At 61.9% G+C, this 21463-nt stretch carries 20 protein-coding genes and 1 riboswitch; of the genes, 14 read left to right on the top strand and 6 right to left on the bottom strand.

Going from position 1 to position 21463, the window contains the following annotated elements:
• Positions 1 to 53: 53 nt before the first annotated feature.
• Both acnA and IEV56_RS00375 read right to left on the bottom strand, forming a co-directional pair.
• Complete coding sequence (gene acnA, locus IEV56_RS00380; protein ID WP_188446549.1) at positions 54 to 2741, bottom strand: aconitate hydratase AcnA; 2688 nt, start codon at positions 2739 to 2741, stop codon at positions 54 to 56.
• A gap of 86 nt (positions 2742 to 2827) precedes the next feature.
• Positions 2828 to 3607 (bottom strand): ferredoxin--NADP reductase, encoded by a 780-nt coding sequence (locus tag IEV56_RS00375; protein WP_188446546.1) that lies wholly within the window; start codon positions 3605 to 3607, stop codon positions 2828 to 2830.
• Positions 3608 to 3921: 314 nt separating this feature from the next.
• Here IEV56_RS00375 and IEV56_RS00370 point away from each other — a divergent pair, with 314 nt between their 5' ends.
• Both IEV56_RS00370 and slyD read left to right on the top strand, forming a co-directional pair.
• Positions 3922 to 4131 (top strand): cold-shock protein, encoded by a 210-nt coding sequence (locus IEV56_RS00370; RefSeq protein ID WP_188446544.1) that lies wholly within the window; start codon positions 3922 to 3924, stop codon positions 4129 to 4131.
• A 75-nt stretch (positions 4132 to 4206) separates the two neighbouring features.
• On the top strand, positions 4207 to 4689 hold the full coding sequence (gene slyD / locus IEV56_RS00365; protein ID WP_188446542.1) for a peptidylprolyl isomerase: 483 nt from the start codon (positions 4207 to 4209) through the stop codon (positions 4687 to 4689).
• Between the two features lie 66 nt (positions 4690 to 4755).
• On the opposite strand, the gene IEV56_RS00360 is transcribed toward slyD, so the two are convergent.
• Genes IEV56_RS00360 through IEV56_RS00350 form a run of 3 tightly spaced genes read right to left on the bottom strand, consistent with a single transcriptional unit; the run spans position 4756 to position 8953 of the window.
• Positions 4756 to 5949, bottom strand: coding sequence for an acetyl-CoA C-acyltransferase (locus IEV56_RS00360; RefSeq protein WP_188446540.1), 1194 nt, complete (start codon positions 5947 to 5949; stop codon positions 4756 to 4758).
• Positions 5950 to 5963: 14 nt separating this feature from the next.
• Positions 5964 to 8327, bottom strand: a complete 2364-nt coding sequence (locus IEV56_RS00355) for a 3-hydroxyacyl-CoA dehydrogenase/enoyl-CoA hydratase family protein (RefSeq protein ID WP_188446538.1) — start codon at positions 8325 to 8327, stop codon at positions 5964 to 5966.
• A gap of 14 nt (positions 8328 to 8341) precedes the next feature.
• The gene (locus IEV56_RS00350) at positions 8342 to 8953 is read right to left on the bottom strand and encodes a TetR/AcrR family transcriptional regulator (protein ID WP_188446536.1); all 612 of its coding nucleotides are present in this window, start codon (positions 8951 to 8953) and stop codon (positions 8342 to 8344) included.
• 191 nt (positions 8954 to 9144) lie between these two features.
• On the opposite strand from IEV56_RS00350, the gene ndk reads away from it, so the two are divergent.
• From ndk to moeB, 7 genes are read left to right on the top strand one after another with little or no spacing between them, the layout of a single operon-like run.
• On the top strand, positions 9145 to 9570 hold the full coding sequence (gene ndk / locus IEV56_RS00345) for a nucleoside-diphosphate kinase (RefSeq protein WP_188446534.1): 426 nt from the start codon (positions 9145 to 9147) through the stop codon (positions 9568 to 9570).
• A 7-nt stretch (positions 9571 to 9577) separates the two neighbouring features.
• A complete protein-coding gene (gene rlmN, locus IEV56_RS00340; protein WP_188446532.1) occupies positions 9578 to 10726 on the top strand; it encodes a dual-specificity RNA methyltransferase RlmN in 1149 nt (382 codons plus the stop codon).
• Between the two features lie 7 nt (positions 10727 to 10733).
• Complete coding sequence (locus IEV56_RS00335) at positions 10734 to 11534, top strand: helix-turn-helix domain-containing protein (protein WP_188446530.1); 801 nt, start codon at positions 10734 to 10736, stop codon at positions 11532 to 11534.
• A 47-nt stretch (positions 11535 to 11581) separates the two neighbouring features.
• Complete coding sequence (locus tag IEV56_RS00330) at positions 11582 to 12238, top strand: YfgM family protein (RefSeq protein WP_188446528.1); 657 nt, start codon at positions 11582 to 11584, stop codon at positions 12236 to 12238.
• The gene (bamB, locus tag IEV56_RS00325) at positions 12238 to 13464 is read left to right on the top strand and encodes an outer membrane protein assembly factor BamB (RefSeq protein ID WP_188446526.1); all 1227 of its coding nucleotides are present in this window, start codon (positions 12238 to 12240) and stop codon (positions 13462 to 13464) included. The genes IEV56_RS00330 and bamB overlap by 1 nt, the downstream gene beginning before the upstream one ends.
• A 1-nt stretch (position 13465) precedes the next feature.
• The gene (gene der / locus IEV56_RS00320; protein ID WP_188446524.1) at positions 13466 to 14863 is read left to right on the top strand and encodes a ribosome biogenesis GTPase Der; all 1398 of its coding nucleotides are present in this window, start codon (positions 13466 to 13468) and stop codon (positions 14861 to 14863) included.
• A 4-nt stretch (positions 14864 to 14867) separates the two neighbouring features.
• The gene (moeB, locus tag IEV56_RS00315; RefSeq protein WP_188446522.1) at positions 14868 to 15935 is read left to right on the top strand and encodes a molybdopterin-synthase adenylyltransferase MoeB; all 1068 of its coding nucleotides are present in this window, start codon (positions 14868 to 14870) and stop codon (positions 15933 to 15935) included.
• Here moeB and IEV56_RS00310 read toward each other — a convergent pair.
• Positions 15895 to 16539, bottom strand: a complete 645-nt coding sequence (locus IEV56_RS00310; protein WP_188446520.1) for a DUF2238 domain-containing protein — start codon at positions 16537 to 16539, stop codon at positions 15895 to 15897. The two genes, moeB and IEV56_RS00310, sit on opposite strands and share 41 nt — an antisense overlap.
• 498 nt (positions 16540 to 17037) lie before the next feature.
• Here IEV56_RS00310 and IEV56_RS00305 point away from each other — a divergent pair, with 498 nt between their 5' ends.
• From IEV56_RS00305 to IEV56_RS00285, 5 genes are all read left to right on the top strand, one after another.
• Positions 17038 to 17700 carry a sulfite exporter TauE/SafE family protein gene (locus tag IEV56_RS00305; RefSeq protein WP_308419389.1) on the top strand — a complete coding sequence of 221 codons (663 nt, stop codon included), beginning with the start codon at positions 17038 to 17040 and terminating at the stop codon, positions 17698 to 17700.
• 125 nt (positions 17701 to 17825) lie between these two features.
• Positions 17826 to 17963: riboswitch (molybdenum cofactor riboswitch) on the top strand.
• Complete coding sequence (moaA, locus tag IEV56_RS00300) at positions 17955 to 18938, top strand: GTP 3',8-cyclase MoaA (protein WP_188446516.1); 984 nt, start codon at positions 17955 to 17957, stop codon at positions 18936 to 18938. It overlaps the preceding riboswitch by 9 nt.
• A 46-nt stretch (positions 18939 to 18984) precedes the next feature.
• Entirely contained in the window at positions 18985 to 19953 is a 969-nt protein-coding gene (moaCB, locus tag IEV56_RS00295; protein WP_229730115.1) for a bifunctional molybdenum cofactor biosynthesis protein MoaC/MoaB, read from the top strand.
• Entirely contained in the window at positions 19950 to 21206 is a 1257-nt protein-coding gene (locus IEV56_RS00290) for a molybdopterin molybdotransferase MoeA (RefSeq protein WP_188446514.1), read from the top strand. The genes moaCB and IEV56_RS00290 overlap by 4 nt, the downstream gene beginning before the upstream one ends.
• A complete protein-coding gene (locus IEV56_RS00285; protein ID WP_188446512.1) occupies positions 21203 to 21463 on the top strand; it encodes a MoaD/ThiS family protein in 261 nt (86 codons plus the stop codon). Before IEV56_RS00290 ends, IEV56_RS00285 begins: the two co-directional genes overlap by 4 nt.

Here is a 21463-nt window from a genome sequence, read left to right as displayed (position 1 = left end):
CCAATGAAAAAGCGGCCGAAGCCGCTTTTTCACCGTCCCTTCGCGCGGGCCGATCAGGCGGCTTTGCGCGATGCCAGCTGGCGCAGCACGTAGTGCAGGATGCCGCCGTGGCGGAAGTACTCGACTTCCTTCGGGGTCAGCAGCAGCACCTTGGCCTTGAACGCCTTGACCGAGCCGTCCGGCGAGGTCGCGGTGACGTCGGCGATCTTGCCGGCGCCGTCCTGCAGGCCGGTGACGGCGAAGCGCTCGTCGCCCTTCAGGCCGTGCGAAGCGGCGCTCTCGCCGTCCAGGAACTGCAGCGGCAGCACACCCATGCCGACCAGGTTCGAGCGGTGGATGCGCTCGAAGCTCTCGGCGATCACGGCCTTCACGCCCAGCAGGGTGGTGCCCTTGGCGGCCCAGTCGCGCGAGGAGCCGGTGCCGTATTCCTTGCCGGCGATCACCACCAGCGGCACGCCCTCGGCCTTGTAGCGCATGGCGGCGTCGTAGATGGCGAGTTTGTCGTTCGACGGGTAGTGGATGGTGTTGCCGCCTTCCTCGCCGCCCAGCATCAGGTTTTTGATGCGGATGTTGGCGAAAGTGCCGCGCACCATCACGTCGTCGTTGCCGCGGCGCGAACCGTAGGAGTTGAAGTCGACCGGCTTGACGCCGCGCGCCTGCAGGTACTGGCCGGCCGGCGAGCTGGCCTTGATGTTGCCGGCCGGCGAGATGTGGTCGGTGGTGATCGAGTCGCCGAACAGGCCGAGCACGCGCGCGCCGTGGATGTCGTCGATGCTGCCGACCGACATGGTCATGCCGTCGAAGTACGGCGGGTTCTTGATATAGGTCGAGGCGTCGCTCCAGGCGAAGCTTTCGCCTTCCGGCGAGGCGATCTGGTTCCAGCGCGAATCGCCCTTGAACACGTCGGCGTAGTTCTTCTTAAACATGTCCGGGCCGATCGAGGCGGCGATGGCGTCGCTGATCTCCTGGTTGCTCGGCCAGATGTCCTTGAGGAACACGTCCTTGCCGTCGGCGTCCTTGCCCAGCGGTTCGCGGCTGAGGTCGATGTTGACGGTGCCGGCCAAGGCGTAGGCCACCACCAGCGGCGGCGAGGCCAAGTAGTTCATCTTCACTTCGGCGTGCACGCGGCCTTCGAAGTTGCGGTTGCCCGACAGCACCGAGGCCACGGTCAGGTCGCCGGCGGCGATGGCCTTGGACACGTCTTCCGGCAGCGGGCCGGAGTTGCCGATGCAGGTGGTGCAGCCGTAACCGACCACGAAGAAGCCCATCGATTCCAGATCCTTCAGGACATCGGCCTTCTTCAGGTAGTCGGTGACCACCAGCGAGCCCGGGCCGAGCGAGGTCTTCACCCACGGCGCCGGCTTCAGGCCGCGAGCGGCGGCCTTGCGCGCCAACAGACCGGCGCCCAGCATCACCGCCGGGTTGGAGGTGTTGGTGCAGGAAGTGATGGCCGCGATGACCACTGCGCCGTCCTTCATCTCGGTTTCGCTGCCGTTGATGACCGCCTTGACCGCGCCGGTGGCGTCGGCGTTCTTCTTGGCGCGGGCCTCGGCGAACGCGGCCAGCGCGGTATTGGCGTTGTCCTTCATGTCGGTCAGCAGCACGCGGTCCTGCGGACGCTTCGGGCCGGCCAGCGACGGCTTGACCTCGGCCATGTCCAGGTGCAGCACGGCGCTGTACTCGGCTTCGGCGTCGGTGCGCCACAGGCCCTGGGCCTTGGCATAGGCTTCGACCAGCGCGATCAGCGCCTCGTCGCGGCCCGACAGTCGCAGGTAGTTCAGCGACTCGCCGTCGATCGGGAAGATGCCGCAGGTGGCACCGTATTCCGGGGCCATGTTGGCGATGGTGGCACGGTCGGCCAGCGGTAGATGGTCCAAGCCGTCGCCGAAGAACTCGACGAACTTGCCGACCACGCCGTGCTTGCGAAGCATCTGGGTCACGGTCAGTACCAGGTCGGTGGCGGTGGCGCCTTCCGGCAGCTTGCCGGTCAGCTTGAAGCCGACCACCTGCGGAATCAACATCGAGCTCGGCTGGCCGAGCATGGCCGCTTCGGCCTCGATGCCGCCGACGCCCCAACCCAGCACACCGATGCCGTTGATCATGGTGGTGTGCGAGTCGGTGCCGAACACGCTGTCCGGGAAGGCGTAGCGCACGCCGTCGATGTCGCGTTCGACCACCACGCGGGCCAGGTTCTCGAGGTTCACCTGGTGCACGATGCCGGTGTTCGGCGGAACGACCTTGAAGTTGTTGAAGGCCTTCTGGCCCCAGCGCAGGAAGCTGTAGCGTTCGCCGTTGCGGGCGAATTCGATCTGGCCGTTCTCGTCCAGCGAGCTGGCCTTGCCGAAGGAATCGACCTGCACCGAGTGGTCGATGACCAGTTCGGACGGAATCAGCGGATTGATGTTGGCGGCCGAGCCGCCGAGCTTGACCACGGCGTCGCGCATGGCGGCCAGGTCGACCACGCAGGGCACGCCGGTGAAGTCCTGCAGCACCACGCGCGCCGGCATGAAGGCGATTTCGGTATCCGGTTCCTTCTTGGCGTCCCACTGGGCCACGGCTTCGATCGAGGACTTGGTCACCGACACGCCGTCTTCGCAGCGCAGCAGGTTCTCCAGCAGGATCTTCATCGAGTACGGCAGGCGGCTGATGTCGTAGCGCTGGCCGAGCTTGTCGAGGCTGAAGATGGTGTAGGTCTGGCCGTTGACGGACAGTTGGTCGCGCGTGGCGAAGGAGTCGGACATGGGGGGCTCCTGAAGTAGGGGGAAAGACGGACGGAACGGGGTTTCGTCAGCCCGATATTATGCCCGATTCCGCGCGTTTTTGCCCGTCATTTCTCGACGAACGCGCGTTCGAACACGTAGTGGCCGGGCTGCCCGATGCGGCTGGATGACTGGAATCCGCGGGCGTCCAGGATGCGGCGGAAATCGGCCAGCATGCCGGGGCTGCCGCAGATCATGGCGCGGTCGGTTTCCGGATTCAGTTCCGGGAAGCCGAGGAGGCGCGGAATCTCGCCGTTCTCCAGCAAGGTGGTGGCGCGGCCGTGCAGCGCGAACGGTTCGCGCGACACCACCGGCACGTAATGCAGCTGGCGCGAGACCTGTTCGCCGAGGTATTCGTGGCGCGGCAGCTCGTTGCGGAAGTAGTCGGCGTAGGCCAGATCCTTGACGTAGCGCACGCCGTGCACCACTACCACCTGCTCGAAGCGCTCGTAGGTTTCCGGATCCTTCACGATCGAGAGGAACGGCGCCAGACCGGTGCCGGTGGACAGCAGGTACAGCACCTTGCCCGGATGCACGTCGCTGATCAACAGCGTGCCGGTCGGCTTGCGGCTGATCAGCAGCGTATCGCCGGGCTGGATATGTTGCAGGCGCGAGGTCAACGGGCCGTCCGGCACCTTGATGCTGAAGAACTCCAGGTGCTCTTCCCAGTTGGCGCTGGCGATGGAGTAGGCGCGCACCAGCGGTTTGCCGTCCACTTCCAGGCCGATCATGACGAACTGGCCGTTCTCGAAACGGAACCCGTCGTCGCGGGCCACGGTGAAACTGAAGTACTGTTCAGTCCAGTGGCGCACGTCCAGGACGGTTTCCTTGATGTAGGCAGAACTCATGAAAGGCTTCCGGATCAATAAGATAGCTTGTTTTTTCGGCGCGCGGAGCGCGCTTTTCGCTGCGCACATGATACGGTCTTTGCCGGATGGCCGCTATTGACCGTAATCAAGTCCAAGGAAAATCAAGCTTTTAATTGCATTATCCGCAAACCCGTGTATAGTGCAGGTACTGATTTTGCTCAGGGCCAAATGTGGCTTGTGGCCCGATGCGGTAGATTTTAGCGGTCCGCTTCATCGTAACATCGCGGTATTCCTAGCAAAACAGTCTTTCTCCGCAAGGGGGAGGTTTTCTTTGTTTACCTAGGAGCAATACTATGTCTGATCGTCAAGTCGGTACCGTCAAGTGGTTCAACGACGCCAAGGGCTTCGGCTTCATCACCCCGGAAAGCGGCGAAGATGTGTTCGTGCACTTCCGCTCGATCCAGGGCAACGGCTTCAAATCGCTGAAGGAAGGCCAAAAGGTCACCTTCAAGCTGGTGAAAGGCCAAAAAGGCATGCAAGCCGACGAAGTCCAAGCGATGTAATCCCAAAGACGTCATAGTCTTTACAAAACCCCGATCCGTCGGGGTTTTTGTTTTCAACCCATAAAGGAATTCCCGATGCAAATCTCCGACAACAGCGTGGTCAGCTTCCACTACACCCTGACCGACAAGGACGGCAACGTCATCGACAGCTCGCAGGGCAACGCGCCGCTGACCTATCTGCACGGCGTCGGCCAGATCGTGCCGGGCCTGGAAAACGCGCTGGTCGGCAAGGCCGTCGGCGACAAGATGGACGTGCAGGTGCCGGCCGCCGAAGGTTACGGCGAGCGCCACGAGTTCATGATCCAGCAGGTGCCGCGCGAAGCCTTCCAAGGCGTCGATGACATCGAGCCGGGCATGCAGTTCACCGCGCAGACCCCGCAGGGCGGCATGACCGTCACCGTCACCGCCGTGGACGAAACCACCGTGACCGTGGACGGCAACCACCCGTTGGCCGGCCAGGACCTGTTCTTCGCGGTCGAGATCGTCTCGGTGCGCGAAGCCAGCGCCGAAGAGCAGGCGCACGGCCACGTGCACGGCGAGGGCGGCCACCAGCACTGAGCCGGTTCCGCATGGACAAAAAAACACCGCCATCCGGCGGTGTTTTTTTTGGGTGGCTGTTGTTGCTTATAGCGATTCGAAGATGCCGGCCGCGCCCATGCCGGTGCCGATGCACATGGTGACCATGCCGTAGGTGCCGCCGGTGCGTTTCAGGTTGTGCACCAAGGTGGCGGTACGGATGGCGCCGGTGGCGCCGAGCGGATGGCCGAGCGCGATGGCGCCGCCGTTCGGATTGACCTTGGCCGGATCCAAACCGCAGTCGCGGATCACGGCCAAGGCCTGGGCCGCGAAGGCCTCGTTCAGCTCGATCCAATCCAGCTGGTCCTGGTTCAGGCCGGCCTGCTTGAGCGCCTTCGGGATGGCGGCGATCGGACCGATACCCATGATTTCCGGCGCCACGCCGGCCACCGAGAAGCTGACGAAACGGGCGATCGGCGTCAGGCCGTAATCCTTCACCGCCTGGGCCGAGGCCAGCAGCACCGCACCGGCACCGTCCGACATCTGCGAGCTGTTGCCGGCGGTCACCGAGCCGCGGGCCTTGAACACGGGCTTGAGCTTGGCCAGACCTTCGGCGCTGGTGTCGGCGCGCGGGCCTTCATCGATGGCCAAGGTTTTGGCGCGGGTGATGATGCGGCCGCCGGCCAAGTCGGCGCCGCGGGCGACGACCTCATACGGCGAGATCTCGGCGGCGAAATGGCCGGCCGCGGTGGCCGCCAGCGCCTTTTGATGGGAGGCGAAGGCGAACGCGTCCTGGTCCTCGCGCGAGACGTTCCATTGCGACGCCACGTTCTCGGCGGTGATGCCCATGCCGTAGGCGATGGCCACGTGCTCGTTCTCGAACACCGACGGCGCCATGGCGATCTTGTTGCCCATCATCGGCACCATGCTCATCGACTCGGTGCCGGCGGCGAGCATCAAATCGGCTTCGCCGAGACGGATGCGGTCGGCGGCCAGCGCCACGGCCTGCAGGCCGGAGGAGCAGAAGCGGTTGACGGTCTGCGCCGACACCGATTGCGGCAGACCGGCGAGCAGGGCGCCGATGCGCGCCACGTTCATGCCCTGTTCGCCCTCCGGCATGGCGCAGCCGACGATGACGTCGTCGATGCGGGTCGGATCGATGCCCGGGGCCTGGGCGACCACGGCTTTCAACACGTGCGCCAGCAGGTCGGCCGGGTGCGCGTTCTTGAAGGCGCCGCGCGGGGCCTTGGCCACCGGCGTACGGGTGGCGGCGACGATATAGGCTTCTTGTATGGTTTTCATGGGGATGTCCTGGATTAGTTGCGCAGCGGCTTGCCGGTCTTGAGCATGTGGGCGATGCGTTCCTGGGTCTTGGGCATCTGCGCCAAGGCCACGAAATGCTCGCGTTCCAGCGCCAGCAGCCAGTCCTCGTCGACCAGCGTGCCGCGGTCGACATCGCCGCCGCACAGCACGGTGGCGATGCGGGTCGCGATCTCCATGTCGTGCTCGGAGATGAAGCCGCCGGCCTGCATGTTCACCAGCATCATCTTGAAGGTGGCGATGCCGATGCGGCCGGCCACCGGCACCGCCTTCGGCGGCATCGGCGGACGGTAGGCCGACTCGGCCATGGCGCGGGCCTGGGCCTTGGCCACGTGCAGCAGCTCGTAGGCGTTGAACACCACCACGTCGGATTCGCGGGCGAGCTTGAGTTCCTTGGCTTCCAGCGCCGAGCCGGAGACCTTGGCCATCGCCACCGCCTCGAAGTACGGTTTCAGGCCGGCGTGCACGTCGCCGTTGGGCGGGTTCATGCCGACGCGCACCGCGATTTCCTTCAGGCCGCCGCCGGCTGGCAACAGGCCGACGCCGACTTCGACCAGACCGATGTAGCTTTCCAGCGCGAACACGCTGCGCGCCGCGTGCATCTGGAATTCGCAGCCGCCGCCCAGCGCCATGCCGCGCACGGCGGCGACCACCGGGATCTGCGCGTACTTGATGCGTTGGCTGGTGGCCTGGAACTGCGCGATCATGGCGCGGAAGTCGTCGATGCGTCCTTCCTGCAGCGACGCCAAGGCGCCGGCCAGATCGGCGCCGGCCGAGAACGGCTCCTTGCTCTGCCAGATCACCAGCCCTTGGAATTGCCGTTCGGCGATGTCGATCGCCTTCTGCACGCCGGCCAACACGCCGTCGCCGATGGTGTTCATCTTCGACTTGAAGCTGAGCACGCCGATGCCGTCGCCGTCGTGCCACAGGCGTACCGAATCGTCCTCATACGCGGTTTCGCCGGGCGCGAAGCGTTCGCCGAGCAGCGGGTCCGGGAAGCGCTGGCGCGCGTACACCGGATTGCCCGAGCGCGGCAGGAAACGGTCTTCGGCGGCGCTGTAGCTGCCGTCCGGACCGTGCACGCCGGCGATGGCATCGACCCACGCGGGCAGGGCGGCCGAGCTCATCGCCTTGCCGGCCGCGATGTCCTCGGCGATCCAGGCGGCGATCTGCTTCCAGTCGGCGGCCTGCCAGGTTTCCAGCGGGCCCATCTGCCAGCCGTAGCCCCAGCGGATGGCGAAGTCCAATTCACGCGCGCTGGCGGCGATGTCGCCGAGGTGGAAGGCGCAGTAGTGGAACAGGTCGCGGAAACAGGCCCACAGGAACTGCGCCTGCGGATGCGCCGATGCGCGCAAGGCCTTGAACTTGCTCTGCGGATTTTTATCTTTCAGGATGGCCAGCACCTCCGGCGCCACCTGGGCTGCGCTCGGACGGTAGTCGCCGGCGGCCACATCGAGCACGTGGATGTCCTTGCCGACTTTCTTGAAGATGCCGGCGCCGGTCTTCTGGCCGAGCGCCTTGGCGTCGATCAGCCGCTGCAGGAATTCCGGGGTCTTGAAATAGGTGTGCCACGGATCGGCCGGCAGGGTGTCGGCCATGGTCTTGATCACGTGCGCCATGGTGTCCAGGCCGACCACGTCGCAGGTGCGGTAGGTCGCTGATTTCGGACGACCGATCAGCGGGCCGGTCAGCGCATCGACGTCGTCAAAGCCCATCTTGAACTGCGCCGTGTGGTGCAGGATCGACAAGATCGAGAACACGCCGATGCGGTTGCCGATGAAGTTCGGGGTGTCCTTGGCGTACACCACGCCTTTGCCCAAGGTGCTGGTCAGGAATGTTTCCAACGCGGTCAGCACGGGTTCGTCGGTGCGGGCGCAGGGAATCAGTTCGACCAGATGCATGTAGCGCGGCGGGTTGAAGAAGTGCAGGCCGCAGAAGCGGTGGTGCAGGGATTCGTCCAGCACCTCGGCCAAGGCGTTGATCGACAGGCCCGAGGTGTTCGAGGCCAGGATGGCGGTCGGCGCCACGAACGGCAGGATCTTGGCGTACAGCGCCTTCTTCCAATCCAGGCGCTCGGCGATGGCTTCGATGATCAGGTCGCAGTCGCGCAGCGACTCGAGGTTTTCGTCGTAGTTGGCCGGCACGATCTGCTGCGCCACCGATTTGAGCGCCAACGGCGTGGGCGAGAGCTTGCCGAGGTTGGCGACGGCCTTGTTGACGATGGCGTTCTTGTCGGCGCCTTCGGCCGGTAGGTCGAACAACAGCACCGGCACGCCGGCGTTGGCCAGGTGGGCGGCGATCTGCGCGCCCATGACGCCGGCGCCGAGCACGGCGGCTTTCTTGAAACGGTAAACGGACATGGAAATCTCCTGGATCAGGCCTGAAGCCCGGCTTTGGCGAAACGGATGAGGTGTTGGGCGGCTTTTTCGCAGTGCGCCTTCTCGCTGACGCCGTTCTGGCGCTTGATCAGGCCGAAGTCGGCCATGGCGTAGGTCAGCGCCCCGGCCACGAAGTCCATCCGCCAGTACAGTTCTTCCTTGCTGAGCTGCGGCAGGCAGTGGGCGATGGCTTTGGCGAATTCGCGCAGCACCTGGCCGTAGTTCTCGGACAGGAAGTTGCGCAGTCCGTCGTTCTTTTCGGCGTAGGCGCGGGCCAGCACGCGCACGAAGGCGCCGCCGTGGCGGTCAAGCGTCAGCGCCAATGCCGGCTGGATGAAGGCCAACAGGATGCCCTCGAGGTCGTTCGGGTCGTTCTCGACCGCCTTGGCCAGCGCCGACAGGCGTTTTTCGCTCATGTCGTCCATCCGGTGCTTGAACACCTCGTTGACCAGGTTTTCCTTGGAACCGAAGTGGTAATTGACCGCCGCGATGTTGACGTCGGCGCGGGAAGTGACCTGCCGCAGCGAAGTGCCGGCGAAGCCGTGCTGCGCGAACAGGTCTTCGGCGGCGTGCAGAATGCGCTCTTTGGTGTTGAAGTGGCTGGTCATAGCGCTCCGTCGTTGGAATTAAACGATTGTTTCAATCGTATGCTTGTTCGCAGGCAGGGTCAAGAGGACATCGTAGCCGTTTGAATTTCCATCAAATAGTCGATCCGTTTTCGGTGCCGGAATCCGGCGGAGGCGGGTAAAAAATGCTAAAATCGGCTCTTTAATCCACCCTTAAAGTCCGGAGTTGTCCCATGGCCATCGAACGCACCATTTCCATCATCAAGCCCGACGCCGTCGCCAAGAACGTCATCGGCCAGATCTATTCCCGTTTCGAGGCCGCCGGCCTGAAGGTCGTCGCCGCCAAGATGAAGCACCTGTCGCGCAAGGAAGCCGAGGGCTTCTACGCCGTGCACCGCGAGCGTCCGTTCTTCAACGCCCTGGTCGAGTTCATGATTTCCGGTCCGGTGATGATCCAGGTGCTGGAAGGCGAGAACGCCGTGCTGAAGAACCGCGAACTGATGGGCGCCACCAACCCGAAGGACGCCGCCCCGGGCACCATCCGCGCCGATTTCGCCGAATCGATCGACGCCAACGCCGTGCATGGTTCCGACAGCCTGGAGAACGCCGCGATCGAAATCGCCTACTTCTTCGCCGCCACGGAAGTCAGCGCCCGCTGACCCAGTGATGACCGACGTGCCGAAAACCAATCTGCTCGACCTGGATCGTGACGGCCTGGAGCGCTTCTTCGCCGAGGAACTCGGCGAGAAGCGTTTCCGCGCGCACCAGATCATGAAGTGGATCTACCATCAGCACGTCACCGACTTCGGCCAGATGACCGACGTCGGCAAGGCCCTGCGCGCCAAGCTGGAAGCGCGCGCCGAAATCCGCCCGCCGAGCGTGCACTTCGACAAGCCCTCGGCGGACGGTACCCATAAATGGCTGTTGGGCATGGACCAGTCCAACGCCATCGAAACCGTGTTCATCCCCGACAAGGGCCGCGGCACGCTGTGCGTGTCCAGCCAGGTCGGCTGCGGCCTGAACTGCCAGTTCTGCTCGACCGCGACCCAGGGCTTCAACCGCAACCTGTCGACCGCCGAGATCATCGGCCAGGTCTGGATCGCGTCCAAGCATCTGGGCAACAAGACCCACCAGCAGCGCAAGCTGACCAACGTGGTGATGATGGGCATGGGCGAGCCGCTGCTCAACTTCGACAACGTGGTGCGGGCCATGAGCCTGATGCGCGACGACCTCGGCTTCGGCCTGGCCAACAAGCGCGTCACGCTGTCGACCGCCGGCCTGGTGCCGATGATCGACCGGTTGGGCGACGAGGCCGACGTCTCCTTGGCGGTGTCGCTGCATGCCCCGAACGACGCGCTGCGCACCGAGCTGGTGCCGCTCAACAAGAAATACCCGGTCGCCGAGCTGATGGAGGCCTGCGTGCGCTACCTCGGCAAGCGCAAGAAGGGCGAGTCGATCACCTTCGAATACACGCTGATGAAAGGCGTCAACGACAGCCCGGCCACCGCCCGCGAGCTGGCCCGGCTGATGCGCCAGTTCAGCAACCGCATGCAGTACGCGGACGCCGCCAAGGTCAACCTGATTCCGTTCAACCCGTTCCCCGGCACCCGCTTCGAGCGTAGCGGCGAGACCGAAATCCGCGCCTTCCAGAAACTTCTGCTCGATGCCGGTGTCCTAACCATGGTCCGCCGCACCCGCGGCGACGACATCGACGCCGCGTGCGGCCAACTGAAAGGGCAGGTGATGGACAAGACGCGCCGCCAAGCCACCTTCAAGCTGAAAAACACCATCCCCAGCACAACCCAAACGCACTGAGAACGCCATGGATCCCATTCAGAATCCGCTTTTCAAGGAACCGGTCGGCAGCCTGTTCAGGGCGCGCCGGGAACAGATGGGGTTGAGTCCGGAAGACGTGGCCAAACGCCTGAAGTTCAGCGCGCATCTGGTCGAGGCCATCGAGTCCGAACAGTGGGAGAAGCTGGGCGCGCCGATTTACGCCAAGAGCTATATCACCGGCTACATCCGCCTGCTGGGACTCGATGAAGCGATCCGCGACGAAATCCCCAACATCAACGCCGCGCCGGCGTTGAAGACCATCACCGCCGCTCGGGTCGAACCGGCCGCGTCGTCTTCCAAGTGGCTGCTGGCCGGCCTGAGCATCCTGCTGCTGGCGGCCCTGGTCGCTTACCTGAGCCTGCGCCAACAGCCGGCCGAGTCGGTATCGCTGGACGCCTTGGTCACCGCCGCCGCACCGGCACCCGCCGATTCCGCGACGACCGTGCCGGTTGCCGCGCCAGCGGTCGCGATTCCCGGCCAGAGCCGGACGTCCGCCACTCCGCTGCCGGCCGTATCGATGGCGGTCGAACTGCAGTTGCGCAACAGCCGCGAGAGCTGGGTCGAAATCCGCGGCGTCGACAACAGCGTGCTGTACAGCGGATTGATTCCGGCCGGCCAGGAATTCCGTCACGCCCTCGACAAAGCCGGTAGAATCACTTTGGGCAACGCCAGCAGCGCCGAAGTGTCCATCGCCGGCGAGCGCCGCGATCTGACCGACGTGGTCAACAACGACGTGGCGCGCTTCAGCGTCGGCGCCGATGGCCGGCCGGTCGGCATCACGCCCTGAACACCACGCTTAACCATCCCTGCACAACGAGATAAGAACCAGTCCCCATGTCCGACCAATACGACGAACACGAACAGAGCGAACGCGTCAAGAAATGGCTGATTAACAACGGCTCCAATCTGCTGACCGGCCTGCTGCTGGCGGTCGCCGCCGTTTCCGGCTGGCATTGGTGGCAGGGCCGTGAAGGCCGTCAGACGCACGAGGCCGTCAACCAATACCAGACTTTCGTCGCCGCGGTCGAAAAACCGGATGCGGCCAAGGCCGTCGCGCTCGGCAACGGCCTGATCGCGAACTACGCCGATTCCGACTTCGCCTTCCTGGCGGCGTTGCGCCTGGCCAAGCTGCAACAGCAGCAGGGCAAGACGAAAGAGGCGTTGGCGGCAATCGACCAGGCCGCGACGCTGGCACGCGACGATGCGGCGCGCGAACTGGCGCAGGTGCGCAAAGCCCAACTGCAGATGGCGCAGGGCGACACGGCAGGCGCGGCGAAGACCGCGGCCGGCATCGCCGGCACCGCCTATCCTGCCAGTCTGGCCGAGATCAAAGGCGACTTGGCCGCGGCCGCCGGCAAGCGCGAGGAGGCGGCTGCGCACTACCGCACGGCCCTGACCGCGCTCGATGCCAACGCCGCCTCGCGCGGCCTGATCGAAATGAAACTGACTGATGCCGGCGGCAGCGCCGAACAATCCCAGGAGATCCGCTGATGTCCCGTAAACTCATCGCCCTCGGCGCCGGCATGCTCCTGCTGGCCGGTTGCTCCACACTGTCTTCGATCACCGGCCTGCTGAAAAGCGACAAGGAAAAAGCCGTGGCACCGAGCAAGTTGACCGCCATCGCCGAACCGATCGCGGTCAAGCGTCTGTGGTCGGTGTCGATCGGACAGGGCGAGGGCGCGCTGGCTGTGCGCCAGAAGCCGGCGATCGAGAACGACATGCTGTTCGCCGCCGACTCGGCCAACCAGTTGGTGGCCATCGACCGCGCCACCGGCAAGATCAAGTGGAAAGCCAACCCCAACAAGGAAGCCGCCGACGGCAAGGGCTGGAAGTTCTGGAAGAAGAGCGCACAGCCGTTCGCGCTGACCGGCGGCCCGGCCGTGTATTCGGGCCTGGTCGCGCTCGGCGGCCGCAACGGCGAGGTGTTCGCGTTCAACGCCGCCGACGGCTCGGTGCTGTGGAAGACCATGGTCAGCTCCTCGGTGATCAGCGCGCCGCTGGTGACCTTCGATACCGTGGTGGTGCGCGCCAACGACGGCAAGGTGTTCGGCCTCGACCTGTCGACCGGCGAAAAACGCTGGCAGTTCGACCGCGGCATGCCGAGCCTGAGCGTGCGCGGCAACAGCGCGCCGGTGCTCGGCCCGGGCATCATCCTGCTCGGCTATGAAGACGGCAGCCTGATCGCCCTGCGCCAACAGGATGGCCAGCGCGTGTGGGAACAGCTGGTCGCCAAGCCGGACGGCCGCAACGAACTGGAGCGCATGGCCGACATCGACGGCGAGATCCAGGTCGGCGACCGCGAAGTGTTCGCGACCTCCTACCGCAATTCGACCATGGCGCTGTCGGTCGGCAACGGCCAGCCGATCTGGGTGCGCGAAGTCGGCGGCTATGCCGGCATCGCCCTGCTCGGCGATCGGGTGGTGGTCAGCGACCGCGACAGCAACGTCTGGGCCTTCGACCGCAACAGCGGATCGGATCTGTGGAAGCAATCGGCGATGGCGCGCCGCGGCCTAACTACACCGGTGGTGCAGGGCGCCTACATCGTGACCGCCGACGCCGAAGGCTATGTGCATTGGCTGGACGCCGCGACCGGCGACATCAAGGGCCGCGCCAGCGCCGGCAAAGGCGTGGCCGGCAGTCCGGTGGTGTCCGATGACGGCATCGTGTACGTGCAGAGCGTCGACGGCAAAGTCACCGCGTTCGGATTGGCGCAATAAGATGCTCGATATGGTGGCCTTGGTGGGCCGGCCGAACGTCGGCAAGTCCACTCTGTTCAACGGCCTGACCCGGACCCGCGACGCCCTGGTGCACGACGAGCCGGGAGTGACCCGCGACCGCCACTACGGCTACTGCCGTCTGGAACCGACGCGGCCGTTCATCGTCTGCGATACCGGCGGCGTATCCGGTGAGGACGAAGGCCTGGCCGGCGCGACCTCGCGCCAGAGCTGGCAGGCGGCCGCCGAAGCGGCGGTCATCCTGTTCATCGTCGACGCCAAATCCGGCCCCGACGTGCTGGATCATGAAATCCTGAAAGGCCTGCGCCGGCTGAACAAGCCGATGGTGCTGGTCATCAACAAGACCGACGGCAAGAACACCGGCGACGCCATCCACGAATTCGCCGATTTCGGCTTCAAGCATGTGCTGCCGATTTCCGCCGCGCACCAACGCGGCGTACCCGAGCTGTTGGCCCTGGTGCTGCAGCTGTTGCCGGAACAGGCGCCGGCCGAGCCGGAGGAAGACGATGGCGCCCTGCGACTGGCCTTCATCGGCCGCCCGAACGTGGGCAAATCGACCTTGGTCAACCGCCTGTTGGGCGAGGAGCGCGTCATCGCCTCCGACGTGCCCGGCACCACACGCGACTCGATCAGCGTCGATCTGGAGCGCGACGGCACGCATTACCGGCTGATCGACACCGCCGGCCTGCGCCGCCGCGGCCGGGTCGAGGAAGCGGTCGAGAAGTTCTCGGTGTTCAAGACCCTGCAGTCGATCCAGGACTGCCAGGTGGCCGTGGTGCTGCTGGACGCCGGCGAAGGCGTGACCGAGCAGGACGCCACCGTGCTCGGCCATGTGCTGGAGGCGGGCAGGGCGCTGGTCATCGCGGTCAACAAGTGGGACAACCAGAGCGCCTATCAGCGCGAGCAGACCAAAGCCCTGCTCGACCGCAAGCTGTCGTTCTGCACTTGGGCGCCGATCGTGACCATCTCGGCCAAGCACGGCACCGGCATGGCCGAACTGTTCAAGGCCATCCACAAGGCCTACGCCAGCGCCACCCGCAGCTTCAGCACCGCCGAGGTGACCAAGGCGGTCGAAATCGCGGTCGCCACGTTTCCGCCGCCGGTGGTGCGCGGTCATGTGGCCAAACTGAAATACGGACACCCGGGCGACAGCAACCCGCCGACCTTCATCGTGCACGGCAACCGCCTGCGCACGCTGCCGGACAGCTACCGGCGCTATCTCGAGAACTTCTTCCGCAAGCGCTTCAAGCTGGTCGGCACGCCGATCCGCTTCGTGTTCAAGGACAGCGACAACCCCTACGAGGGCAAAAAGAACGTGCTGACCGAACGCCAACAGGAAAAACGCAAGCGCCTGATCCGCCATATCAAACGGAACAAGTAAGCCCGTGACGGCGATTCCGGTCAACCCGCGCCAGGCCCATGAACTGCAGCGTAGCGGCCTGCTATTGATCGATGTGCGCGAGCCGGCCGAATGGACCGCCGGCATGGCCGCAGGCGCCAAACCGGTCGCCAAGGCCGAGCTGGAAAAATCGGCCTGCTTCCATATCGCCGATGTCCATCAACCGGTCATCCTGATCTGCGCCGGCGGCAAGCGCTCGGACGCCTGCGCCGAAGCGCTCATTGCACAGGGCTATGGCACGGTGTATTCGGTGCAGGGCGGCACCCAAGCCTGGCAGGCGGACGGCTTGCCGATGGTGATTCCGGAAAGCACCGATTTCGAGCGCCGCTACGTCCGCCAGATGATGCTGCCGACGGTCGGGCGCGCAGGCCAGGAAAGGCTGGCGAAAGCCCGCGTGCTGCTGGTGGGAGCGGGCGGTCTGGGCTCGCCCTGTGCCTACTATCTGGCGGCGGCGGGCGTGGGCTTTTTGCGCATCATGGATGACGACACCATCGACCTCAGCAATCTGCAACGGCAGATTCTGCACAAAAACGATGATATCGGCGAAAAGAAAGCAATTTCAGCCAAAAATACGCTTTTGTCGCTAAACCCGACCATTTCCGTCGAATCGGTCGTCGACAAAATTCACCCGGACAATGTTCGAAACTACATTAAAGATGTCGACTTAGTGATTGACGGGACCGATAATTTCAGCTCCCGATACGCCATTTCGGATGCCTGCGCGAAGCAGGGCACGCCGTGGGTCTACGGTGCGGTTTACCGATTCGAAGGCCAGGTCAGCCTGTTCCATGCCCGACCCGGACAGGGGCCGTGTTACCGCTGCCTGTTCCCGGATGCCGCCGGTGCCGGCGCGCCCAACTGCAGCGAAGCCGGGGTGCTGGGCGTAACGCCCGGCGTGATCGGCTTGCTGCAGACCACCGAAGCGCTGAAATACCTGCTCGGTATCGGCGAACCGCTCGTCGGCCGGCTGCTGAGCTTCGATCTGCTCGGCATGCGCAGCCACGAAACCCATTTCAGCGCGGACCCGGCATGTCCGGTCTGCGGCACAGCCTGAACGCCGCTTTGTACATCAGCAAGCCGGTGACCGCGCCCAGCGCGGCCGCCGCCGAGTCTTTTTGCGCGTCCCAGACGTCGCCCTGGGTACCCAGATAGGCCATGCCGAGCTCGCCGCCGAAGCGGAGCGCCGCCTGCCATTCGATGATCTCGTACAACTCCGACTGCGCCATCAGGAACGCGATCGGCACGATTGCGCGCCAGATGCCCTGCAAGGCGGCGCGGCGTGACAGCAACTCCAGGTAAGCCGGCATCACCAATAGGCCGAACAGGAAATGGACGCCGCGGTCGAAGTGGTTGCGGCCGTCCATCGCCAGACCCAGCCATTGCCGGTACGGAACCTCGGCATAGGTGTAATGGGCGCCCAAGGCATGCAGGCACAGAAACAGGAACAAGGCGCCCAGTGTGTAGGCCGAGAATCGGATGCGGAGATGGCTGTAGCAGGCTAGCGGCACGGCGATGGCCACCAGCACGTTTTCCAGCAACCAGTCATCCGGGTACAGCGGATTGACCGCCAGCACGACCCACCAGCACAGATAGACGACCAGAAGCCCCAAGGCGTAGCGGGGGCTGGCCTCGGGAAAGCGGTCTGCATACGAAGCCATTACGGTCTGCTTATCCATACAATACTTCGCATAATGTATATTATGTACAAACTGACTATGGGTGAATGTGGGGGTACAGCCGAGATACGTGTAAAAGTGTATAGTTGAAGCGAAAATACTTAATGTTACCAATGGCTTAGCGAATAAAAATTGGACATCTTCTTTGCAACATCACTGATTCAGTGAATTGCGTGTCCTGCCGTCACTTTTGAATAGAATTCTTTAATCGCAGAGTCGGTCAGCCATGCTGGCGGACTACCAGGTTGGAATGCCGTCAAATCTACCGCGATTTCTCGCCCATTACACAATGGCTGAATGGTCATTATGCTTGCCCGTGCAGCACGTTCCGCGTTTGGCTTCGCGACTGCTAACGCCACTAACAGTATTGCTCGCTCTGGCGCTTCCGGCATTCTGATCTCAGCAACGTATGCAGCAGCCACGTATTCCAAGTCTGATAAAGTGAAACTAACGGTTTGATAAGCCAGTCAGGCCTGGGCTCTGGTATATCGACGAGGATCTGCATTTCCGGCAGCACTTCACTTTCCATCACGGCGACATCGCCATGATCCAGCAAGGCCGCAATATATTCTGGTTGCATCCATTGGCGTCTTGCAGTTCTGGCGCGCTGGCCACTTCTCCTGGCGCTTATTCTGGCCATTTTCGATCTTGTCGATACCACTTGCCTTTCTCGGCGGCTACATCAGTTTGCCGGCTGAAATACTCAAGCTGGTGCTGGGTATTGTTCTGCTTTATTCAGCTGCGCATTTTTTTATGCGACCGCCGATAGAAAACGATCCGAAAGCCCCACCACGCAGCCTGGCCCTCGTCATTGGCGGTGGTATTGGCTTTTTATCCGGGCTGACAGGCACGGGTGGTGGAATTTTTCTGACGCCCCTGTTGCTCATAATGAACTGGGCCACGGCAAGAAACGCTGCTGCGGTTTCTGCCCTCTTCATTTTGGTGAATTCCATTGCAGGCCTTCTCGGCAATATCAGTAGTACACGGCAATTTCCTGCATTTGCACTGGTACTGGTTGTTGCAGCCGGTTTCGGCGGCATTATTGGCTCCTATCTTGGGAGTCGTCGCTTCAATCCGCTACAAATAAAGCGATTTCTGGCGGTCGTATTACTCATCGCCGGTTGCAAACTAATCCTCACCTGACAGTCAGCGGACTTTGAATATATAAACAGGATTAGTAAGCCAGATCGCTCCCAATCTTGATTTGGATCAAAGCTTCGACAAAAACACATCGATAGAATTGCGACTGAAATATCCGGATCTTGCGATTCGGTATTCGCCTCCGAGACGGCAAGCCTGTGTTTCGAAATGAACTGGCATGCCGACCGTGGTCATGTTGACCACCAGGGCGGTGATGGAAACGTCACGGCCTCCCGTGTTTGGAAAGGAGTACATCGATGGGTTCACTAATCGACCGATTTGGTCGCAGGTTTCCGTACCTGCGTTTATCGGTCATCGAGGCCTGCAATTATCATTGCAGTTATTGCTTGCCGAAGGGTTATCAGGCGGTACCCGGCCGGCCAAAAAATCTCGACATTGATGAAATTGCTCGCCTGCTCGGTGCTTTCGCGACACTCGGTATGCAAAAAGTCAGGCTGACCGGCGGCGAGCCCAGTCTGCGCCGCGACCTGACCGATATTATTCGCGTGGCAGTCAATACCACCGGTGTTGAAAAAGTGGCAGTCACGACCAATGGTTGTTTATTGCAAAAACGAATTCGGGATTGGTGTGACGCCGGTCTGACTGCCTTAAACGTCAGCGTGGATAGCCTGGACCGCGATTGCTTCAAGAAAATCACCGGACATGATCAACTCAACTCCATCTTGGCCGGCGTCGAGACCGCCCTTGAAAGCAACCTGCTATCGGTCAAGTTGAATGCCGTTTTGTTGCGTGATCTCAATGACGCTCAATTACCCGTCTGGCTCGATTATCTGCGTGATCGCAGAATTAGTTTGCGATTCATCGAGCTGATGCAGACCGGCGACAATCTGGATTATTTCCACCAGCATCATTTACGGGCCGAAATACTCGAACAGCAGCTTGAACAATCGGGCTGGCGACTGCTGCCACGCGCCGCCGATGCTGGTCCGGCACGCGAGTATGGTCATGCCGACTATCGCGGACGCATCGGCATCATTGCGCCCTACTCGCGGGATTTTTGTGCCGGTTGCAATCGATTGCGCGTCACGTCCGCCGGCGATCTGCGGCTCTGTCTATTCGGACAAATTGGTATCCCGCTGCGAAATTTATTGCAGTGTGACGACCAGCAAGCCGAATTGCTCGCCACCATTGCCAAACAACTTGGGCTCAAACAGGCAGGACACGGTTTGCACATGGGTGATACCGGACTGACGCCGCATCTTGCATCCATTGGAGGATGAAGTGACTCGACAAAATTCAACGGAAGCAATGATCGGCAATTTTCAGATGGCCGACATTCGTCGTAAACGACCGACGGCGAGACGCGCAGTTGCCTGCGGTGAAATTTCACTCGGCGAGCTCGCTTTTACGATGCTACTGGACAAGAAAATGCCGAAAGGCGATCCCATCGCAATGGCGGAAATCGCCGGCATTCAAGGCGCTAAAAATGCAGCGCTGTTATTACCCTTGTGTCACCCGCTGGCATTGGAATATGTACAGGTGCGCTGCCAACCCATTCGGGAAAGTTTTTCGATACGTGTGTATTGCGAAGCAAGCACGGAAGCACGCACCGGCGTCGAGATGGAAGCGCTGGCAGGTACCAGCGCCGCTTTGTTGACCTTGTACGATCTCTCCAAGCCGATCGAACCTGCCCTGCAGATAAGCGCTATCCGCCTGCTGTTCAAGGAAGGCGGGAAAAGCGGTTTGTGGTGCCATCCCGAACCCATGACAAGCGCCGAACACGAACTGTTTCGACCCAAAAACAATCACCAGCTTAAAAATATTCGTGCCGCCGTTTTGACCTTGAGCGATCGCGCCCATAGCGGAGAATATGCCGATCTTTCGGGGCCGATATTGGCTGAACGATTAATCGGGCTGGGAGCCGAGATTAGTCACACGGAAATTCTTCCCGATGGTATCGAGCCTTTGGCCAGTCGTTTACGGGATTTATCGACGCAATCTATCCAACTCGTATTGTGTACCGGTGGCACCGGATTGGGGCCGCGTGATTTGACGCTCGAAGCACTTCAAACACTGGACGCACGTCACGTACCGGGCCTGGGTGAAATGTTTCGTTCGCAAAGCCAGCATTACACGTCACTTGCCTGGCTGAGTCGTGCAGAGGCCGTTCTGCTCAATGACATGCTGGTCATCGCCCTGCCCGGCAGCCCTAAAGCCGTTGCTCAGGGCATGGATATTCTCGGCCCGATATTGGCCCATGCGATGGCGATGGTGGCAGGAGAAGCACACGCATGATCAGCTATCGTGAAGCACAGGGAATTATCGCCGAGCAAGTGCATTGCTTGCCGACCGAATCCATTCGATCTGGACAAGCCCTCGGTCGTGTCCTTGCCGAACCGGTGACAAGCCCCATCAACCTGCCCTCCTTTGATAACACTGCAATGGATGGCTTCGCGATTGCAAGCAAAGGTGTTCCAGTGCCTGTAGGAAGCGCGTGGGATGTTCTTGGCGAACAAGCTGCGGGCGACGGCATTAGTCAGGCTACTACCGGCTGTTGGGAAATCATGACAGGAGCTCGCATTCCGGATGGTTACGATGCCGTCATCCCCATTGAACAAGTTCGCATCACACAACTTCATCCCGATGGTCGTCCTGCGCGCATTGAAAGCACGGACATTGCATTGCCGGGCCAGCATGTTCGCCGGACAGGCGAAGATATTGCCCATGGCGATATCGCGATGCAGGCTGGAGAGCGTCTAGCAGCGCAGCATGTCATGTTGCTGGCGGGACTGGGCATATCTCATGTGCAGGCTATTCGCGAGCCGCGAGTAGCACTGATCTGCACCGGACGCGAACTTGTGGATGATGTAGACCAAGTCTTGATTGAAGGCCAAATCCGCAATTCCAACGGACCGTTTCTGGCGGCACGTCTCGCCGCCGCCGGTGCAAGAGTCGTACATGTCCAAACCGTCAGCGATGAACCGGAAGTATTCATTGCCGCTCTGAACAGATCACTTGAGTTTGTACCTGACATCGTTATGAGCACCGGTGCCGTGTCGATGGGCCGTTACGATTTTGTGCCCGATACCTTGCTACGGGAAAACGCCAAAATTCTTTTTCATAAAGTCGCCATTCGCCCCGGAAAACCATTGCTGTTTGCCCGGCTGGCAGGAGGCCAGTTGTATTTCGGCTTGCCGGGTAATCCGGTATCAAGTGCTGTAGGCCTGCGTTTTTTCGTCGAAACGGCGATTCGTGCAATGACCGGTTTGCTGCCTGAACGTTCTTTGCTAGTACCGATAAAAACAGCGATGAAAAAAAAACCTGGTTTCCGCTTTCATCAAAAAGCCGGATTGCAGGTTGACGAGAACGGTCGTCTCTTTGCAGAAGTTTTGTCGGGCCAGGAGTCATTCCGAATTCGTCCGATGCTGCAGTCCAATGCCTGGGTGGTGTTACCTGAAGAAGCCGAACATATTTCTGCAGAAAGTCTGGTGGAAGTGTATGGCCTGGGTCACCTTGAATTTCCTTTTTCGAGAGAGTTGTCACCATGAAGATTCATCTGAAATTATTTGCCGCCTTTCAGGACTTTGAACCGGCTGGCCAGATCGAACTGGAATTACCCGATGGCGCACGGGTAGCGGATTTACGCTTGGCACTCGATGGTTACGGACAGCAGCATTGGCCGAAATATCGTCCCGGATTGGTAAGGCATTCCGCTTTCGCCAGCGAGACCACTATTTTGCGTGATCGCGAAGTGATTCCTTCCGATGGCCGGATGGCGGTATTGCCACCGGTCAATGGAGGTTGA

The organism is Arenimonas maotaiensis, assembly GCF_014638745.1.
GTDB classification, from domain to species: Bacteria; Pseudomonadota; Gammaproteobacteria; order Xanthomonadales; family Xanthomonadaceae; genus Arenimonas; species Arenimonas maotaiensis.
This window is presented reverse-complemented; position numbering and strand designations above follow the sequence as displayed.

What these genes read in the sequence shown, in the direction of transcription:
- IEV56_RS00310 (WP_188446520.1), bottom strand. Translation starts at nt 16,539, where the DNA reads ATGGCTTCGTATGCAGACCGCTTTCCCGAGGCCAGCCCCCGCTACGCC.
- der (WP_188446524.1), top strand. Translation starts at nt 13,466, where the DNA reads ATGCTCGATATGGTGGCCTTGGTGGGCCGGCCGAACGTCGGCAAGTCC.
- IEV56_RS00360 (WP_188446540.1), bottom strand. Translation starts at nt 5,949, where the DNA reads ATGAAAACCATACAAGAAGCCTATATCGTCGCCGCCACCCGTACGCCG.
- moaCB (WP_229730115.1), top strand. Translation starts at nt 18,985, where the DNA reads ATGGCCGACATTCGTCGTAAACGACCGACGGCGAGACGCGCAGTTGCC.
- IEV56_RS00290 (WP_188446514.1), top strand. Translation starts at nt 19,950, where the DNA reads ATGATCAGCTATCGTGAAGCACAGGGAATTATCGCCGAGCAAGTGCAT.
- ndk (WP_188446534.1), top strand. Translation starts at nt 9,145, where the DNA reads ATGGCCATCGAACGCACCATTTCCATCATCAAGCCCGACGCCGTCGCC.
- IEV56_RS00375 (WP_188446546.1), bottom strand. Translation starts at nt 3,607, where the DNA reads ATGAGTTCTGCCTACATCAAGGAAACCGTCCTGGACGTGCGCCACTGG.
- IEV56_RS00330 (WP_188446528.1), top strand. Translation starts at nt 11,582, where the DNA reads ATGTCCGACCAATACGACGAACACGAACAGAGCGAACGCGTCAAGAAA.
- slyD (WP_188446542.1), top strand. Translation starts at nt 4,207, where the DNA reads ATGCAAATCTCCGACAACAGCGTGGTCAGCTTCCACTACACCCTGACC.
- IEV56_RS00370 (WP_188446544.1), top strand. Translation starts at nt 3,922, where the DNA reads ATGTCTGATCGTCAAGTCGGTACCGTCAAGTGGTTCAACGACGCCAAG.
- moaA (WP_188446516.1), top strand. Translation starts at nt 17,955, where the DNA reads ATGGGTTCACTAATCGACCGATTTGGTCGCAGGTTTCCGTACCTGCGT.
- rlmN (WP_188446532.1), top strand. Translation starts at nt 9,578, where the DNA reads ATGACCGACGTGCCGAAAACCAATCTGCTCGACCTGGATCGTGACGGC.
- IEV56_RS00285 (WP_188446512.1), top strand. Translation starts at nt 21,203, where the DNA reads ATGAAGATTCATCTGAAATTATTTGCCGCCTTTCAGGACTTTGAACCG.
- acnA (WP_188446549.1), bottom strand. Translation starts at nt 2,741, where the DNA reads ATGTCCGACTCCTTCGCCACGCGCGACCAACTGTCCGTCAACGGCCAG.
- bamB (WP_188446526.1), top strand. Translation starts at nt 12,238, where the DNA reads ATGTCCCGTAAACTCATCGCCCTCGGCGCCGGCATGCTCCTGCTGGCC.
- IEV56_RS00335 (WP_188446530.1), top strand. Translation starts at nt 10,734, where the DNA reads ATGGATCCCATTCAGAATCCGCTTTTCAAGGAACCGGTCGGCAGCCTG.
- IEV56_RS00355 (WP_188446538.1), bottom strand. Translation starts at nt 8,327, where the DNA reads ATGTCCGTTTACCGTTTCAAGAAAGCCGCCGTGCTCGGCGCCGGCGTC.
- IEV56_RS00350 (WP_188446536.1), bottom strand. Translation starts at nt 8,953, where the DNA reads ATGACCAGCCACTTCAACACCAAAGAGCGCATTCTGCACGCCGCCGAA.